This is a genomic window from Achromobacter sp. 1011791174 (assembly GCF_059760925.1).
On record NZ_JCBANH010000060.1, the window covers coordinates 1 to 16,312 of the forward strand.

Below are 16,312 nucleotides of genomic sequence, written 5' to 3' on the forward strand. Positions count from 1 at the left end.
GCGCGCGCAGGGCTTCCAGACAAGCGGCGTGCACCGAGCGGCGCAGCATGGGCGGCGGCGTAGAATAGCCGGATCATCGAATCCGGGATCCGCCAACCATGAACGCCCCCCTGCATGCCGAAACCCTGCGCCGCTCGGTGCCGGCCGCTTGTCTGGAAGCCCTGCGCGCGCGCTTCGGCGACCGCTTCTCCGAATCCGCCGCCGTGCGCGAGCATCATGGCCGCGACGAGTCGCCGTATCCCGTGATGGCGCCGGACGGCGTGGTCTTCGCGCACAGCACCGAGGAAGTGGCCGAGATCGCCAGGCTGTGCAATGAACACCGCGTGCCGCTGATTCCCTACGGCGCGGGCTCCTCGCTCGAAGGCCACATCCTGGCGATCCAGGGCGGCATCAGCCTGGACCTGTCGCAGATGAACAAGGTGCTGGCCGTCAATGCCGAAGACCTCACCGCCACGGTGCAGGCCGGCGTGCTGCGCAAGCAGCTCAACGAAGAGATCCGCAGCACCGGGCTGTTCTTCCCCATCGATCCGGGCGCCGACGCCAGCCTGGGCGGCATGGCCGCCACGCGCGCCTCCGGCACCAACGCCGTGCGCTACGGCACCATGCGCGAGAACGTCATGTCGCTGACCGTGGTCACCGCCGACGGCCGCATCGTGCGCACCGCGGGCCGCGCCCGCAAGTCCTCCGCCGGCTACGACCTGACGCGCGTCTTCGTCGGCAGCGAAGGCACGCTGGGCATCATCACCGAAGTCACGGTGCGCCTGTATCCGCAGCCCGAGGCCGTGTCGGCCGCCGTGTGCAACTTCCCCACGCTGGACGACGCCGTCCAGAGCGTGATCGAGATCATCCAGATGGGCGTGCCGGTGGCGCGCGTGGAATTCATGGACGCGGCCAGCGTGCGCGCCGTCAATCTGCACAGCAAGCTCACGTTGCGCGAGACGCCTCTGCTGGTGTTTGAGTTCCACGGCAGCCCGGCCGGCGTGCAGGAGCAGGCCGAGACCGTGCAGGCCATCACCGCCGAGCACGGCGGCATGGACTTCGAATGGGCCGAGCGCCCCGAAGACCGCAGCCGCCTCTGGACCGCGCGTCACAATGCCTACTTCGCCGGCCTGCAGCTGCGTCCCGGTTGCCGCGCCAGCACCACCGACGTCTGCGTGCCAATCTCGCGCCTGGCCGATTGCGTGCGCGAAACCGTCGATGAACTGGACCGCGCCAGCTTCCCGTACACCATCGTGGGCCACGTGGGCGACGGCAACTTCCACGTGCTGATGCTGCTCGATGCGGACAGCGAGAAGGAATGGCAGGAATCCGAGACCATCAACCACAACCTGGTGCGCCGGGCCATCGCCGCCGACGGCACCTGCACTGGCGAGCATGGCGTGGGCCTGCACAAGATGCAGTTCATGGCCGAGGAGCACGGCGACAACGCGCTGGAACTGATGCGCAGCCTCAAGCACGCGTTCGATCCGAACAACATCCTCAATCCCGGGAAGATCGTTTCCTGGTGAGGGTGCGCCCCCGGGGCGCGTGCAGAAGAACGGCGGCGCAGCGATGGCCGCCGTTTTTTTTCGCCCGGGCGACGCGGCCCGCGTGGGTTCGCGCCGGCGTGCATTTACCGTCGGTTACGTGGGCGAACATTCGCCGGTTACATGCGCGAACGCCGTTTCATACGGGGCTGCGCTGTCGATGCGGGTAAATCCCGGCCTGCGTCCGCCCAGCGGGCGCGCTATTGTTTCATCCATGAACTCACTGGTCGAAACCGGCCTGGCGCAAGCGCAGCCGCCTTATTCTCCGCAGCAATTGATCGAGGCCCTGTTGGCCGCGTTGCCCGCGCACTGCGTGCTGTTTCGCGAAGAGGACACCCGCCCCTACGAATGCGACGGCCTGTCGCTATACCGCGCCTTGCCGGCCGTCGTGGCGCTGCCCGAGACCGAGGAGCAGGTGCAGGCCGTGATGCGCATCTGCAAGCGCCTGAACGCGCCGGTGGTGGCGCGCGGCGCCGGCACCGGCCTGTCCGGCGGCGCCATGCCGCACAGCCAGGGCGTGCTGCTGGGCCTGTCCAAGTTCAACCGCATCCGCCGCATCGATCTGGCAAGCGCCACCGCCGTGGTCGAGCCCGGCGTGCGCAACCTGGCGATATCCGAAGCGGCCGCCCCCTACGGCCTGTACTACGCGCCCGATCCCTCCAGCCAGATCGCCTGCTCCATCGGCGGCAACGTGGCCGAGAATTCCGGCGGCGTGCACTGCCTGAAGTACGGCCTGACCGTGCACAACGTGCTGCGCGCGCGCGTGGTCACCATCGACGGCGACATCGTCGAGCTGGGCTCCGAGGCACCGGACGCGCCGGGCCTGGATCTGCTGTCGGTGTTCATCGGTTCGGAAGGCATGCTGGGCGTGGTCACCGAGGTGACGGTCAAGCTCATTCCCAAGCCGGCCTGCGCGCAGGTCGTGATGGCCAGTTTCGCCAGCGTCGAGGCGGCCGGCAACGCGGTCACGCAGGTGATCGCGGCCGGCATGATCCCGGCCGGGCTGGAGATGATGGACCGGCGCGCCACGCACATGGTCGAACCCTTCGTGCGCGCCGGCTACGACATGGACGCGCAGGCGATCCTGCTGTGCGAGTCCGACGGCACGCCCGAAGAGGTGGCGCACGAGATCGCGCGCATGGAGGCCGTGTTCCGCGATGCCGGCGCCACCCGCTGCCAGGTATCCGCGTCGGAGGCCGAGCGCCTGAAATTCTGGGCGGGCCGCAAGAACGCGTTCCCCGCCGCGGGGCGCGTGTCGCCCGATTACTACTGCATGGACGGCACCATCCCGCGCCGTCATCTGGCGCGCGTGCTGGGCGCCATCGAACAGATGGAAGACGACTTCGGCCTGCGCTGCGCCAACGTCTTCCATGCGGGCGATGGCAACCTGCACCCGCTGATCCTGTTCGATTCGAATAAACCGGACGAAGTGGAACGGGCCGAGAAATTCGGCGCCGCCATACTCGAACTGTGCGTGCAGGTTGGAGGAACCGTGACGGGAGAACACGGCGTAGGAATGGAGAAAATAAATCAAATGTGCGTGCAATTCTCGCGAGAAGAACTCGACGCGTTCCTGGCGGTCAAGCGGGCGTTCGACCCGCCGTGCCTGCTCAACCCTGAAAAAGTCATCCCCACGCTGGCACGTTGCGCCGAATACGGCAAGATGCATGTGCATGGGGGAGAGCTGAGCTTTCCCGATCTCGCCCGCTTCTAGGACGTACCCCGTATGGATTTCGTCCTGTCGGAGTTGTGCGACCAGGTCATGACGGCGCGCGCCGGCCACAAGCCCCTGTTCGTCATGGGCGGCGGCAGCAAATCGTTCTATGGCAACTACCGGCCCGTCACGCCGCAGGATGGGCATTGTCTGCTGGACATGACGCCGTATCGCGGCATCGTCAACTATCACCCGTCCGAACTCGTCGTCACGGTGCGCGCCGGCACGCCGCTGGCCGACCTGGAGGCCGAGCTGGCCGCCCACGGTCAGATGCTGGCCTTCGAGCCGCCGCATTTCGGGCCCGCCGCGACGGTGGGCGGCTGCGTGGCGGCCGGCTTGTCCGGGCCGCGCCGCATGAGCGCGGGCGCCTTGCGCGATTTCGTGCTGGGCGCGCGGCTGCTGGATTCCGACGGACGCATGCTGTCCTTCGGCGGCGAGGTCATGAAGAACGTGGCCGGCTACGACGTGTCGCGCCTGCTGGCCGGTTCGCACGGCATCTTCGGCGCCATCCTGGAGGTGTCGCTCAAGGTCGTGCCGAAGCCCATGCAGGAAGTGACGCTGGCGCGGCCCGCCACGCAGGCGCAGGCGCTGTCCTGTTTCGCGCAGTGGCGCGGCAAGCCGCTGCCGGTGTCCGCGACCAGCTGGAGCGGCGACGCCGATGGCGGCGAGGGCATGCTGTGCGTGCGCCTGTCCGGCGCGCCGCCCGCGCTGGCCAGCGCGCGGCAGCAGATCGGGGGCGACGCGATGGAACCGGACGCGGCGCAGGCCTGGTGGCGTTCGCTGCGCGAGCAGACCCACACCTTCTTCGAACCCGGCAAGCCGCTGTGGCGGCTGGCCCTGCCGCCGACGGCCGCCGCGCTCGATCTCGGTCCGACGCTGCTGGAGTGGGGCGGCGGCCAGCGCTGGCTTTGTGGCAATTACGAGGCGGCCGCGCTGCGCGAGCGCGCCGCCAGCCTGGGCGGGCACGCCACGCTGTTCCGGCCGGCGGGCATGTCCGTGCCGGAGGATGGCGTGTTCCATCCGCTGGCGCCAGCGCTGGCGCTGATCACGCGCCGCCTCAAGCAAGAACTCGATCCCGCCGGGCTCTTCAACCCCGGCCGCCTGATCCTGGAGCTGTAGCACGCCATGCAAACCCATCTGGCTTCCTGGGCGAAAGACACCGATCTGGGCAACGAGGCCGACGCCATCCTGCGGCGCTGCGTGCACTGCGGTTTCTGCACGGCCACCTGTCCCACCTATCAGGTCCTGGGCGACGAGCTAGACAGCCCGCGCGGGCGCATCTATCTGATCAAGCAGGTGCTGGAAGGCGCCGAGCCCACGCAGTCCACGCAGCAGCATCTGGACCGCTGCCTGACCTGCCGCAACTGCGAGACCACCTGCCCGTCGGGCGTGCAGTACGGGCACCTGATCGATATCGGCCGCAAGATCGTCGACGAGCGCGTGCCGCGCTCCTGGGCCGAGCGCACCAAGCGCAAGCTGCTGCGCCAGGCCATGCTGTCGCCGCTGTTCGGTCCCGCGATGCGCCTGGGCCAGGCCGTGCGCGGCGCACTGCCGCAGGCGCTGCGCCGCAAGGTGCCCGAGCGCCGCGATCCGGGCCGCCTGCCGCAGGTGGCCGGGCACGCGCGCCAGGTGCTGATGCTGGCCGGCTGCGTGCAGCCGTCCATGATGCCCACCATCGACGCCGCCACCATCCGCGTGCTGGATGCGCTGGGCATCGGCGCGCGCATCGCGCCGGGGGCGGGCTGCTGCGGCGCGGTCAGCTTCCACCTGGATGAACAGGACGCGGCGCTGGCGCAGATGCGCGCCAACATCGACGCCTGGTGGCCGCTGGTGCGCGACGGACGCGTCGAGGCCATCGTGATGAACGCCTCGGGCTGCGGCGCCATGGTGAAGGAATACGCGCATCACCTGCGCAACGATCCGGCCTACGCGCAACGCGCGGCGGACATCGTGGCGCTGGTCAAGGACGTGGCCGAGATCGTCGCGCCGCAGGCGCAGGCGCTGCGCGCGCGCTTGCCGCAAGCGCCGCGCGCGGCCTTTCATCCGCCGTGCACGCTGCAGCATTGGCAGGGCCTGCGGCCCTTGTCGGAGCAGCTGCTGGCGGACCTGGGATTCGAATTGCAGCCGTTCGCCGACAAGCATCTGTGCTGCGGCTCGGCCGGGGCGTATTCGGTGCTGAACCCGGACATCGCGCTGGAGCTGCGCGACCGCAAGCTGTCGGCCATCGCGGCGGGCGGTCCGGACGTGATCCTGTCGGCCAACATCGGCTGCATCGGCCACCTGCAAAGCGGCACCGACACGCCGGTGCGGCATTGGGTCGAAGTGGTGGACGAACTGCTGCGCCAGCCGGCCGACGGCCGGCGCCAGGAAGCATAGCGCCAGCCGTCAGCCGCCAGTCGGCCAGCGCTGGAAAACATGGCCCCCGCCCGGACCGGCATCGGGCGGGCAGGGGCCGGGCCGGCGGTCTATTCGACCGCCTTCACCATGTCCTCGAGCACCTTCTTGGCGTCGCCGAACACCATCATGGTGCGGTCCATGTAGAACAGCTCGTTGTCCAGCCCGGCGTAGCCCGAGGCCATCGAGCGCTTGTTCACGATCACCGTGCGCGCCTTGTAGGCTTCCAGGATGGGCATGCCGGCGATCGGCGACTTGGGATCGTTCTTGGCGGCCGGGTTGACCACGTCATTCGCTCCCAGCACCAGCACCACGTCGGTCTGGCCGAACTCGCTGTTGATGTCCTCCATCTCGAACACCTGATCGTAGGGCACCTCGGCCTCGGCCAGCAGCACGTTCATGTGGCCGGGCATGCGGCCGGCCACCGGGTGGATGGCGTACTTCACCGTCACGCCGCGCTCGGTCAGTTTCTCGGCCAGTTCCTTCAGCGCATGCTGGGCGCGCGCCACGGCCAGGCCGTAGCCGGGCACGATGGTGACGCTTTCGGCGTTGGTCATGAGGAAGGCCGCATCGTCCGGGCTGCCCGACTTCACGCTGCGTTGCTGGCCGTCGCCCTGCTGCGCGCCGCCGCCCGCCTGCGCGCCGAAGCCGCCCAGGATGACGTTGAAGAACGAGCGGTTCATGGCCTTGCACATGATGTAGGACAGGATCGCGCCCGACGAGCCCACCAGCGAGCCGGCGATGATCAGCATGGGGTTGTTCAGCGAAAAGCCGATACCCGCCGCCGCCCAGCCCGAGTAGCTGTTCAGCATGGACACCACCACCGGCATGTCCGCGCCCCCGATCGGGATGATGATGAGCACGCCCAGCACGAAGGCGATCAGCGTCATGATGATGAACGGCGTCCATTGCTGCGTCAGCATGAACCACACGCCGGCGGCCAGCATCAGCAGCGCCAGCGCCAGGTTCAGCATGTGCTGGCCGGCGAACACCACCGGCGCGCCCTGGAACAGGCGGAACTTGTACTTGCCCGACAGCTTGCCGAAGGCGATCACCGACCCCGAGAAGGTGATGGCGCCGACGAAGGTGCCGATGAACAGCTCGAAGCGGTTGCCCACCGGGACCGGCATGCCGGCCGGCGCGATGCCGAAGGCCTGCGGCTCGGCCACTACGGCGACGGCGATGGCCACCGCGGCCAGGCCGATCATGCTGTGCATGAAGGCGACCAGCTCGGGCATCTTGGTCATCTCGACGCGCTTGGCCATCAGCGTGCCGATCGAGCCGCCCACCAGCAGGCCCAGCACCACCCAGCCCAGGCCGATGGCGGACGCGCCTTCGCGCGCCAGGCCCACGATCAGGGCGGCGGTGGTCAGCACGGCGATCGCCATGCCGGCCATGCCGAAGGCATTGCCCAGGCGGGACGTGGTGGGGTGGGACAAGCCCTTGAGCGCCTGGATGAAGCAGACCGAGGCGACCAGGTAGAGCAGGGTGACGAGGTTCAGCGAGATCATTGCGCGTCCTCCTTGCCCGGCTTCCTGTCCTTCTTCTTGAACATCTCCAGCATGCGGCGCGTCACGAGGAAACCGCCGAACACGTTGACCGCGGCCAGCGCCACGGCGAACACGCCCATGCCGCGCGCCAGCCCGCCCTCGGTCAGCGCGGCGGCCAGCATGGCGCCGACGATGATGATGGCCGAGATGGCGTTGGTCACGGCCATCAGCGGGGTATGCAGCGCGGGGGTGACGTTCCAGACCACGTGGTAGCCGACATAGATGGCCAGCACGAAGATGATGAGATTCATCAGGGTGGGGTTGATCGCTTCCATGCCTAGGTCCTCCGCGTCACGTTGCCGCCTTCGCACACCAGGCAGGCAGCCACGATTTCATCGTCGCGCTGGATCTGCAGCGCGCCGTCCGCATTGATGATGAGCTTCAGGAAATCCTGCAGGTTGCGCGCATACAGCGCGGAGGCGTCGGTCGCCACCATACCCGGCAGGTTGTTCAGCCCGACCAGCGTCACGCCGTGCTTTTCCACGACCTGGCCGCGCTCGGTCAGCGGGCAGTTGCCGCCGCGCTCGACCGCCAGGTCCACCAGCACCGAGCCCGGCTTCATGCCGGCCACGGTCTCGGCGGACACCAGCGTGGGCGCCGGGCGGCCCGGGATCAGCGCGGTGGTGATGATGATGTCGGCCTGCTTGCAGCGCTCGGACACCAGCGCCGCCTGCCGCGCCATCCACGACGGCGGCATGGGTCGGGCATAGCCGCCCACGCCCTGGGCGATCTCGCGCTCCTCGTCGGTTTCGAACGGCACGTCGATGAATTTCGCGCCCAGCGATTCGACCTGCTCGCGCGCGGCGGGACGCACGTCGGAGGCCTCGACCACCGCGCCCAGGCGCTTGGCGGTGGCGATGGCCTGCAGGCCCGCCACGCCCGCGCCCAGCACCACGGCGCGCGCGGCCTTGAGCGTGCCGGCGGCGGTCATCATCATGGGAAAGAGGCGGCCGTAGTAATGCGCCGCCAGCAGCACGGCCTTGTAGCCGGCCAGGTTGGCCTGGGACGACAGCACGTCCAGGCTCTGCGCGCGCGTGATGCGCGGCGCGGCTTCCAGCGCGAAGCCGGTCAGGCCGGCGGCCGCCAGCCGCATCAGGCCTTCGGCGTCGAACGGGTCCAGCATGCCGGCCACCACGGCGCCCGGCTTCATGTGGGGCAGTTCCTCGGCGGAAGGCGCGCGCACCTTCAGCACCAGTCCGGCCCCCAGCGCATCCTGGGCCGAGCCCAGGGTCGCGCCGGCGGCCTCGTAGGCCTCGTCCAGATATCGGGCGGCGACGCCCGCCCCGCGTTCCACTACGACAGTATGCTTGCCGGCCGTGTACTTCTTGACGGTTTCCGGTGTTGCTGCGACACGGGTTTCCCCGTCTCGGGTTTCTTTTGGTATCCCGATGTGCATCGACGCCTCTCCTCAGAAGGTTCGCGGATAGTTATACACGGAATAGAGAGGGGAGGCCCGCAAGGTCCATTGGGACGAGTCCGAGTCGGGCTGGATAGGGCGCGCAAACGCCGTTTCCATGGGCAGGCGCGGGAATGCGGTCTCGTGGCGAATTCGAAAGACAGAAGCCCCGCGGCGCGGGCCGGGGGGCTTGCGGGACAGGCTCGCGGCGCTAACGCGCGCGTCAAGGGTTACGTCGTCTGCGCGCGCGTCCAGAGGATCAGCGCCGCCGTCAGCTCGCGCAGGTCGGCCTTCAGCCGGCCGTAGCCCGCCGTCGGACGCAGCGAGACTTCATCCATATAGAGCTTGCGGTTGATCTCGATCTGCAGGCTGTGGCGGCCCTCGGCCGGGCAGCCGAAGGCGCGCACCAGTTCCACGCCCTTGTACGGGTCATTGACCGTCACGTGGTACCCGCGCGCGCGCAGCCAGGCCGCGATGAATTCGCGGAAGGCCGGGTCGCTGGTGCTGCCGTCGCGGTCGCCCAGCACGAAATCGGGGTGGACCAGGCCGGGCTGATCCGTGGCGTAGGCGCCGGCCACGCTGGGCATGGAGTGGCAGTTGATGTGCCAGACCTTGCCGAACTTGCGATGGGCGCCGTCCAGCAGCTGGCGCAGCGCCGCGTGATAGGGCTTCCAGCAGGCCGCGATGCGGTGCTCGACTTCCTCGACCGGGAGCTTGCGGTCGTACAGCGGCGTGCCGTCGTCCAGCATGCGCCAGATCAGGCCCTTGCCCAGGCGGACCTTGGGCGAGGCGTTGACGGCGCCGGGCCAGGGGCGGTCCAGCAGCAGTTCGTCGATCTCGTCGGGCGCGCGGTTGGCGTCGATATAGGCGCGCGGAAAGGTCGCCGCCAGCAGCGGCGCGCCCATGTCCACGGCGTCGCTCCACAGATCGTCAACCCAGGTGTCCTCGGCGGTGCGCAATGCCCCGTAGTCGGCCGCGGCGGCGAAGTCGGGAGGGTAGGCCGTGCCGCTGTGCGGGGAGTCCAGCACGAGCGGGGCCGAGGGATCCGATTCGGGATAGCGGGGCGGAAGGTCCAGCCGGTAGGACAGGGGTTGGGTAAATCGCATAAGGGGTTTCAGGTTCGTTGATCGGAGACCCCCGCGCCCGGCGCGAGACGGGGCGGCGGGGGCCGAAGACCGCAGGCCGTGTGACGGGCTCAGTCGATCTTCACGTTGGCTTCTTTGGCGATGCGCTTGTTCTTGGCGATCTCGGCCGAGATCTGCGCGGCGAATTCGGCCGGGGAGTTGGCGGCGGGCGCGGCGCCCAGCGCTTCGAGCTTGGCCTTGACGTCCGGATCGGCGCTGACCTTGCGCACGGCGGCATTGAGCTTGTCCAGCACCGGCTGGGGCAGCTTGGCCGGCGCGACCAGGCCGAACCAGGAGGCATCGTTCACCGCCGGCAGGCCGGCCTCGGCGAAGGTGGGCACGTCGGGCAGGCTGGCCACGCGCTTGGGCCAGGCCACGGCCAGCGGCACCAGGCGGCCGGATTGCGCGTGCGGCAGCGTCGAGGGCAGGTTGTCGTACAGCACGTCCACCTGGCCGGCCAGCGCGTCGTTCAGCGCCGGACCGACGCCACGGTAGGGCACGTGCATCAGGTTGGCGCCCGAGGCCATCTTGAACAGCTCGCCCATCATGTGCGAGACCGAGCCGTTGCCGGCCGACGCATAGGTCAGCTTGCCGGGTTCGCTCTTGGCCAGCTTGATGAAGTCGGCGATGTTCCTGGCCGGGACTTTCGGGTTGACGGTCATGATGTTGGGCACGGCGGCCAGGTTCGAGACGGGCGTGAAGTCCTTCTCGCCATCGAACGGCAGGTTCGGGTAGATGGCCGGGTTGATGCCGTGCGTGCTGACGGTGGCGATTCCCAAGGTATAGCCGTCCGGCGCGCTGCTGGCAACAAAGGCGCTGCCGATCGAGCCGCCGGCGCCCCCACGGTTTTCCACCACCACGGTCTGGCCCAGTTCCTTGCCGAGCTTGTCGGCGTACAGGCGGCCGACGATGTCGGTGGTGCCGCCGGGCGGGAAGGGCACGATCAGGCGCACGGGCTTGCTGGGATAGGCATCCTGGGCATGGGCGATGCCCGAGGCCAGCGGAGCGGCCAGGGTCGCGGCGGCGACACACAGGCCCAGGACTACGTTACGGCGTTGCATGGTTTCCCCTTGTACAAAATTGGAAGGCGGATGCGAAAACGCATCCGCCAGACAAACGATTCTTTCTTTCGGGGGCGGTTTGCGCAAACGAAAGTTTCTCCGTAATCTATGACTTTTTTTCATGCCTCTTTCCGGAGCGCGTCCCCTTTTTACTGCGGGCCGTGGATCCCGAGGCGACATGCCCCCTGGCGGGCAAGGAGCCCGCGCCCGTCGCGGGAGCTTCACGCATGCGGCGTTTCTGCCCGTCCCTGACCGATCTGCAGGCTTTTGAAGTGGCCGCCCGGCATTCCAGCTTCACCCGCGCCGCCCAGGAGCTTTGCGTCACGCAAGGCGCCGTCAGCAAGCAGGTCAAGCATCTGGAGGCCTTCGTCGGCGTCGAACTATTCCTGCGCATCAGGCAAGGCCTGGTCTTGACCGAGGCCGGACGCGCCTACCTGGCCAAGATCCAGGCCGGCCTGGGGCAGATCGAGGCGGCCACGGTGGAACTGATCGCGCACCAGGGGCGCGGCGGCACGCTGAACCTGACCTGTATGCCCACATTCGGCGCGCGCTGGCTGATCCCGCGCCTGACGGCCTTCATGCGCCAGCGCCCGGACATCCACGTCGAATTCCTGCCGCACCGCCAGGGCTACGATTTCTCCGCCCCCGAGCTGGACGCCGCCGTGCGCTTCGGCGAGGGCCTGTGGCCCGGCAGCGGCGCCGACTACATCGTGGGCCGGGACATCGTGCCCGTGTACAGCCCCAGGCTGATACCCGGCGGCTGCGCCGCCCCCGAAGACCTGCTGGCCTATCCGCTCCTGCACCACACGTCCGCGCTGGATGGCTGGCGCGACTGGTTCGAGCAGGCAGGCTGCGACACCCGCCGCAGCCTGGAGGGAGGCCGCTTCGACCAGTACGCGCTGCTGTCGCAGGCCGCCGCCGCCGGTTTCGGCGTGGCGTTGATCCCGCGCTGCCTGGTCGAGGATGAACTGCGCGACGGCCGGCTGTCGGTCGCCGTGGAGCTGCCGATCCGGGCGCGCATGGGCTATTACCTGTGCTATCCCGAACAGAAAGCCAGCCTGCCGACGCTGCAGGCGTTCCGCGCCTGGCTGATGGAAGTCTCCCGCGCCGCCGAGCCCAGGCCCGACGAGGAAGCCGCGGCCGACGCACTAAAATGATCGCATCATGAGCCAAACATCCACCAAGAAAGGCCGCGTTGTCGTCGGCATGTCCGGCGGGGTCGATTCTTCGGTCACCGCCTGGCTGCTCAAGCAGCAAGGCTACGAGGTCGTCGGCCTGTTCATGAAGAACTGGGAAGACGACGACGATTCCGAATACTGCTCCACCCGCCAGGATCTGCTGGACGCGGCCAGCGTCGCCGATCTGGTCGGCGTGGAATTCGAATACGTCAATTTCGCCGCCGAATACAAGGACCGCGTCTTCGCCGAGTTCCTGCGCGAGTATTCCGCCGGCCGCACGCCCAATCCCGACGTGCTGTGCAATGCCGAGATCAAGTTCAAGGCCTTCCTGGACCACGCCATGGCGCTGGGCGCCGAGCACATCGCCACCGGCCACTACGCGCGCGTGCGCGAGGTGCCGGTGGCCGGCGGCGGCAGCGAGTTCCAGCTGCTCAAGGCGCTGGACGGGTCCAAGGACCAGAGCTACTTCCTGCACCGCCTGAACCAGGCGCAGTTGTCGCGCACGCTGTTTCCCCTGGGCGAGATCCACAAGACCGAGGTGCGCCGCATCGCGCACGAGATCGGCCTGCACAACGCGGCCAAGAAGGATTCCACCGGCATCTGCTTCATCGGCGAGCGGCCGTTCCGCGAGTTCCTGAATCGCTATCTGCCGACCGAGCCGGGTCCGATCCTGACGCCGGAAGGCCAGAAGGTGGGCCGCCACGAAGGCCTGTCGTTCTACACGCTGGGCCAGCGCAAGGGCCTGGGCGTGGGCGGCGTCAAGGGCAAGCAGCGCGAGGACGGCACCGCCGAGGCCTGGTACGTGGCGCGCAAGGACCTGGAGCGCAACCGGCTCTATGTGGTGCAGGGTCACGACCATCCCTGGCTGTTGTCGAACCGCCTGCAGGCGCAGGACGCCAGCTGGGTGGCGGGCCGCCCGCCCGAGGCGCGCGGCTATGGCGCCAAGACCCGCTACCGCCAGGCCGACGCGGCCTGCCGGCTGGAGGACGCCGCCGACGGCCGCTTCTCGCTGGTGTTTCCGCAAGCGCAATGGGCCGTCACGCCGGGCCAGTCCGCCGTGCTGTATGACGGCGATATCTGCCTGGGCGGGGGTATCATTGCCTAGCTGACGGTCGGCCCGCAGAGGCCGGCCCGGCGCGCGGCTTGACCGCGCAACACACCAAGGCCCCCGCGCGGGGCCTTGTTCATGACATCAAAAAGGGGAGAGAGACGTGGATGTGACGATGGTGATCTGCCTGCTGGCGCTGGGCGCGGCGGCGGGCTTCGCGGCGGGTTTGCTCGGCATAGGCGGAGGCATGGTGCTGGTGCCGTTCCTGACCATGCTGTTCAGCTGGAAGGGCATGCCGGCCGACCTGGTGGTGCACGCGGCCATCGCCACGTCCATGACCTCGATCCTGTTCACCTCGATCTCCAGCGTGCGCGCGCACCAGCAGCGCGGCACCATCAAATGGGGCATCGTCGCCGCGATGGCGCCGGGCATCATCATTGGCGGCCTGCTGTCGGGCGGCGCGGTGTTCGCCGCGCTCAGCTCGCACTGGCTGTCGCTGTTCTTCGCGCTGTTCGTGGGCTATTCCGGCTGGAGCATGCTGCGCAACAAGAAACCCAAGCCCAGCCGCCAGATGCCCGGCGTCGCGGGCACCAGCGCGGCCGGCGTGGGCATCGGTTTCCTGTCGGGCCTGGTGGGCGCCGGCGGCGGCTTCCTGTCCGTGCCCTTCATGGTCTGGTGCAACGTGGCCCTGCACAACGCCGTGTCCACCTCGGCGGCGCTGGGCTTTCCCATCGCGCTGGCCAATAGCGCGGGCTATGTGGTGTCGGGCCTGAATGAGTCCGTCTCGCGTCCGGGCATGCTGGGCTATATCTACTGGCCGGCGCTGATCGCGCTGGTCTGCGCCAGCGTGCTGACCGCGCCGCTGGGCGCGCGCATGGCGCATCGCCTGCCGGTGGCCACGCTGAAGAAGGTGTTCGCCTGCCTGCTGTTCGCGCTGTCGGCGTACATGCTGTTCAAGGCGGGGCAGGCGTTCAGCGGCTGAAAGACGAAGGCAAGCCGTATGTGCTAGTGGGGTCGCGCGGAGCCGGCTTTGCCGGTCCGCAGCGACGCCCCCTTGAGGGGGAGCGCGCAGCGCTTCGGGGGTGGGTTCCGCCCTCCGGTCCGCAGCGACGCCCCCTTGAGGGGGAAGCGCGTAGCGCTGCGGGGGTGGGTTAAGCCTGGGGTACTGTATCCACGAAGGATTGGCGCTGCGCCAGCTTGTCGTACAGGCGTGCCAGGTTGGGATGGCCAGTGCGCCAGTCCAGTTCGGCGAAGCGCAGGTCCAGATAGCCCAGCGCGCAGCCCACGGCGATGTCGGCCAGGCTGTAGTTGATGCCCATGCAATGGGCGTTCTCGCCCAGGCTCTTGTCCATGGCGTCCAGGCTGGCGTGGATCTTGCCGTACTGGCGGTCAATCCATTCCTGGCTGCGTTGCGCCTCGGGGCGCTGCTTTTCCTTGACGATGGTGACGCAGGCGTCCAGCAGGCCGTCGGCGATGGCTTCCCAGCACTTCACGGCCGCGCGGTCGCGTCCCGGTTTCGGGATCAGGCGGGCGACGGGCGAAAGCGTGTCCACGTACTCGACGATGACGCGCGAATCGAACAGGGCGCCGCCGTCTTCCATGACCAGGCAAGGCACCTTGCCCAGGGGGTTGTACGTTTGGATCTGCGTGTCGGCGGACCAGACGTTTTCGATTTCAAGCCGGTAGTCCAGCTTTTTCTCGGCCATGACGATACGCACTTTGCGCACGTAAGGACTGGTAAGCGAGCCGATCAGTTTCATGGAGTCACAAGCGGAGTCGGAAAGCGGCCGAAGTATAGCAGGCCGCATGACGGCGGCCCGCCGCGGCCGGATGCCAGCCAGTTTGCCACAATGTGGACGCGTCCCGGATGATAAAATCGCCGGGTTTTCCCCTCTGTCGCTTTTTCCCTCACAGACCATGCAGATCGCCGACCAGCTTAGCCAACTCAACGCCCTTTCGCCATTGGATGGCCGCTACGCATCCCGGGGCGACGCGCTGCGCGGCCTGCTGTCCGAAGCCGGCTTCATGGCCCACCGCGTCGAGGTCGAGGCTGCCTGGCTGGTGGCCCTGTCCGACGCCGGCCTGCCCGAGCTGCCCGCCTTCTCCGAGGGCGCGCGCCAGCGCCTGCGTCAGCTGGTGGAAGGCTTCTCCGAGGCCGACGCCGCCCGCATCAAGGACATCGAGCGCGTCACCAACCATGACGTCAAGGCCGTCGAGTACTGGATGAAGGAAAAGGTCGCCGACGACGCCGAGCTGGCCCGCGCCGCCGAATTCATCCACTTCGCCTGCACCTCGGAAGACATCAACAATACCTCGCACGCGCTCATGCTGACCCGCGCGCGCGACCAGGTGGTGCTGCCGCGCCTGCGCGAGATCGCCGCCAAGCTCAACGAGATGGCCGTGGCCCAGGCCGACCAGCCCATGCTGTCGCGCACGCATGGCCAGCCGGCCAGCCCGACCACGCTGGGCAAGGAATTCGCCAACGTGGCCGCGCGCCTGAATCGCGCCATCGCCGCCGTCGAGGCCGTCGAGCCGCTCGCCAAGCTCAACGGCGCCACCGGCAACTACAACGCCCACCTGTCGGCCTATCCCGAGATCGACTGGCCCGCGTTCAGCCAGAAAGTGCTGGCCGGCCTGGGCCTGACCCAGAACCGCCACACCATCCAGATCGAGCCGCACGACTGGATGTCGGCGCTGTTCGACGCCGTGGTCCGCGCCAACATCATCGTGCTGGACCTGGACCGCGACATCTGGGGCTATGTGGCGCTGGGCTACTTCAAGCAGCGCCTGAAGGAAGGCGAGGTCGGCTCGTCGACCATGCCGCACAAGGTCAACCCGATCGACTTCGAGAACTCCGAAGGCAACCTGGGCCTGGCCAACGCCGTGCTGCGCCACCTGGCCGACAAGCTGCCGATCTCCCGCTGGCAGCGCGACCTGACCGACTCCACCGTGCTGCGCAACCTGGGCGTGGGCCTGGGTTACTGCCTGGTTGCCTGGGACGCCTGCATGCGCGGCCTGGGCAAGCTGGAAGTGAACGCCGCCGCCATCGACGCCGACATCGACGCCTGCTGGGAAGTCCTGGCCGAGCCGGTGCAGACCGTGATGCGCCGCTATGGCCTGCCCCAGCCCTACGAGCAGCTCAAGGCGCTGACGCGCGGCAAGGGCATCACCGAGCAGGCCCTGCGTGAATTCATCCAGGGCCTGGAACTACCCGAAGAACCCAAGGTCCGACTGCTGGCCATGACGCCGCGTTCCTATATCGGTCTGGCGGCGCAGCTGGCGCGCTCGGTCTGATCCGAGTCCGTCCGCCGCGCGCGGGGC

Annotated in this window: 14 protein-coding genes; 8 read left to right on the forward strand and 6 right to left on the reverse strand. The window is 68.4% G+C overall.

Going from position 1 to position 16,312, the window contains the following annotated elements:
• The first annotated feature begins 98 nt into the window (after positions 1–98).
• From AC6LJ5_RS19485 to glcF, 4 genes are all read left to right on the forward strand, one after another.
• Positions 99–1,508 carry an FAD-binding oxidoreductase gene (locus AC6LJ5_RS19485; protein ID WP_103273497.1) on the forward strand — a complete coding sequence of 470 codons (1,410 nt, stop codon included), beginning with the start codon at positions 99–101 and terminating at the stop codon, positions 1,506–1,508.
• Between the two features lie 232 nt (positions 1,509–1,740).
• A complete protein-coding gene (locus tag AC6LJ5_RS19490) occupies positions 1,741–3,240 on the forward strand; it encodes an FAD-linked oxidase C-terminal domain-containing protein (RefSeq protein WP_498141346.1) in 1,500 nt (499 codons plus the stop codon).
• 12 nt (positions 3,241–3,252) lie between these two features.
• Positions 3,253–4,359 carry a glycolate oxidase subunit GlcE gene (gene glcE, locus AC6LJ5_RS19495; protein WP_498141347.1) on the forward strand — a complete coding sequence of 369 codons (1,107 nt, stop codon included), beginning with the start codon at positions 3,253–3,255 and terminating at the stop codon, positions 4,357–4,359.
• Positions 4,360–4,365: 6 nt separating this feature from the next.
• Positions 4,366–5,616: a glycolate oxidase subunit GlcF gene (gene glcF / locus AC6LJ5_RS19500; protein ID WP_103273500.1), complete on the forward strand. Its 1,251-nt coding sequence runs from the start codon at positions 4,366–4,368 to the stop codon at positions 5,614–5,616.
• Between the two features lie 89 nt (positions 5,617–5,705).
• Here glcF and AC6LJ5_RS19505 read toward each other — a convergent pair whose 3' ends face one another.
• The 5 genes from AC6LJ5_RS19505 to AC6LJ5_RS19525 form a co-directional block, all read right to left on the reverse strand.
• Positions 5,706–7,145, reverse strand: a complete 1,440-nt coding sequence (locus tag AC6LJ5_RS19505; protein WP_498141348.1) for an NAD(P)(+) transhydrogenase (Re/Si-specific) subunit beta — start codon at positions 7,143–7,145, stop codon at positions 5,706–5,708.
• Entirely contained in the window at positions 7,142–7,459 is a 318-nt protein-coding gene (locus AC6LJ5_RS19510; protein WP_103273502.1) for an NAD(P) transhydrogenase subunit alpha part 2, read from the reverse strand. The genes AC6LJ5_RS19505 and AC6LJ5_RS19510 overlap by 4 nt, the downstream gene beginning before the upstream one ends.
• A gap of 2 nt (positions 7,460–7,461) precedes the next feature.
• Complete coding sequence (locus AC6LJ5_RS19515; RefSeq protein WP_103273503.1) at positions 7,462–8,580, reverse strand: Re/Si-specific NAD(P)(+) transhydrogenase subunit alpha; 1,119 nt, start codon at positions 8,578–8,580, stop codon at positions 7,462–7,464.
• 230 nt (positions 8,581–8,810) lie between these two features.
• A complete protein-coding gene (locus AC6LJ5_RS19520; protein ID WP_498141349.1) occupies positions 8,811–9,686 on the reverse strand; it encodes an N-formylglutamate amidohydrolase in 876 nt (291 codons plus the stop codon).
• Between the two features lie 89 nt (positions 9,687–9,775).
• Positions 9,776–10,765: a Bug family tripartite tricarboxylate transporter substrate binding protein gene (locus tag AC6LJ5_RS19525; protein ID WP_103273505.1), complete on the reverse strand. Its 990-nt coding sequence runs from the start codon at positions 10,763–10,765 to the stop codon at positions 9,776–9,778.
• A gap of 227 nt (positions 10,766–10,992) precedes the next feature.
• Here AC6LJ5_RS19525 and AC6LJ5_RS19530 point away from each other — a divergent pair, with 227 nt between their 5' ends.
• The 3 genes from AC6LJ5_RS19530 to AC6LJ5_RS19540 all read left to right on the forward strand — a co-directional run bounded on the left by AC6LJ5_RS19530 (position 10,993) and on the right by AC6LJ5_RS19540 (position 13,973).
• Positions 10,993–11,922 (forward strand): LysR substrate-binding domain-containing protein, encoded by a 930-nt coding sequence (locus tag AC6LJ5_RS19530; RefSeq protein WP_498141350.1) that lies wholly within the window; start codon positions 10,993–10,995, stop codon positions 11,920–11,922.
• Between the two features lie 7 nt (positions 11,923–11,929).
• Positions 11,930–13,048: a tRNA 2-thiouridine(34) synthase MnmA gene (mnmA, locus tag AC6LJ5_RS19535; RefSeq protein ID WP_498141351.1), complete on the forward strand. Its 1,119-nt coding sequence runs from the start codon at positions 11,930–11,932 to the stop codon at positions 13,046–13,048.
• Positions 13,049–13,154: 106 nt separating this feature from the next.
• Positions 13,155–13,973, forward strand: coding sequence for a sulfite exporter TauE/SafE family protein (locus AC6LJ5_RS19540; protein ID WP_392413523.1), 819 nt, complete (start codon positions 13,155–13,157; stop codon positions 13,971–13,973).
• A 169-nt stretch (positions 13,974–14,142) separates the two neighbouring features.
• Here the strand turns inward: AC6LJ5_RS19540 and AC6LJ5_RS19545 are convergent, their stop codons facing one another.
• A complete protein-coding gene (locus AC6LJ5_RS19545; RefSeq protein WP_498141352.1) occupies positions 14,143–14,751 on the reverse strand; it encodes a glutathione S-transferase in 609 nt (202 codons plus the stop codon).
• Between the two features lie 157 nt (positions 14,752–14,908).
• Here AC6LJ5_RS19545 and purB point away from each other — a divergent pair, with 157 nt between their 5' ends.
• Positions 14,909–16,285, forward strand: coding sequence for an adenylosuccinate lyase (gene purB, locus AC6LJ5_RS19550; protein ID WP_103273510.1), 1,377 nt, complete (start codon positions 14,909–14,911; stop codon positions 16,283–16,285).
• The last annotated feature ends 27 nt before the right edge of the window (positions 16,286–16,312 follow it).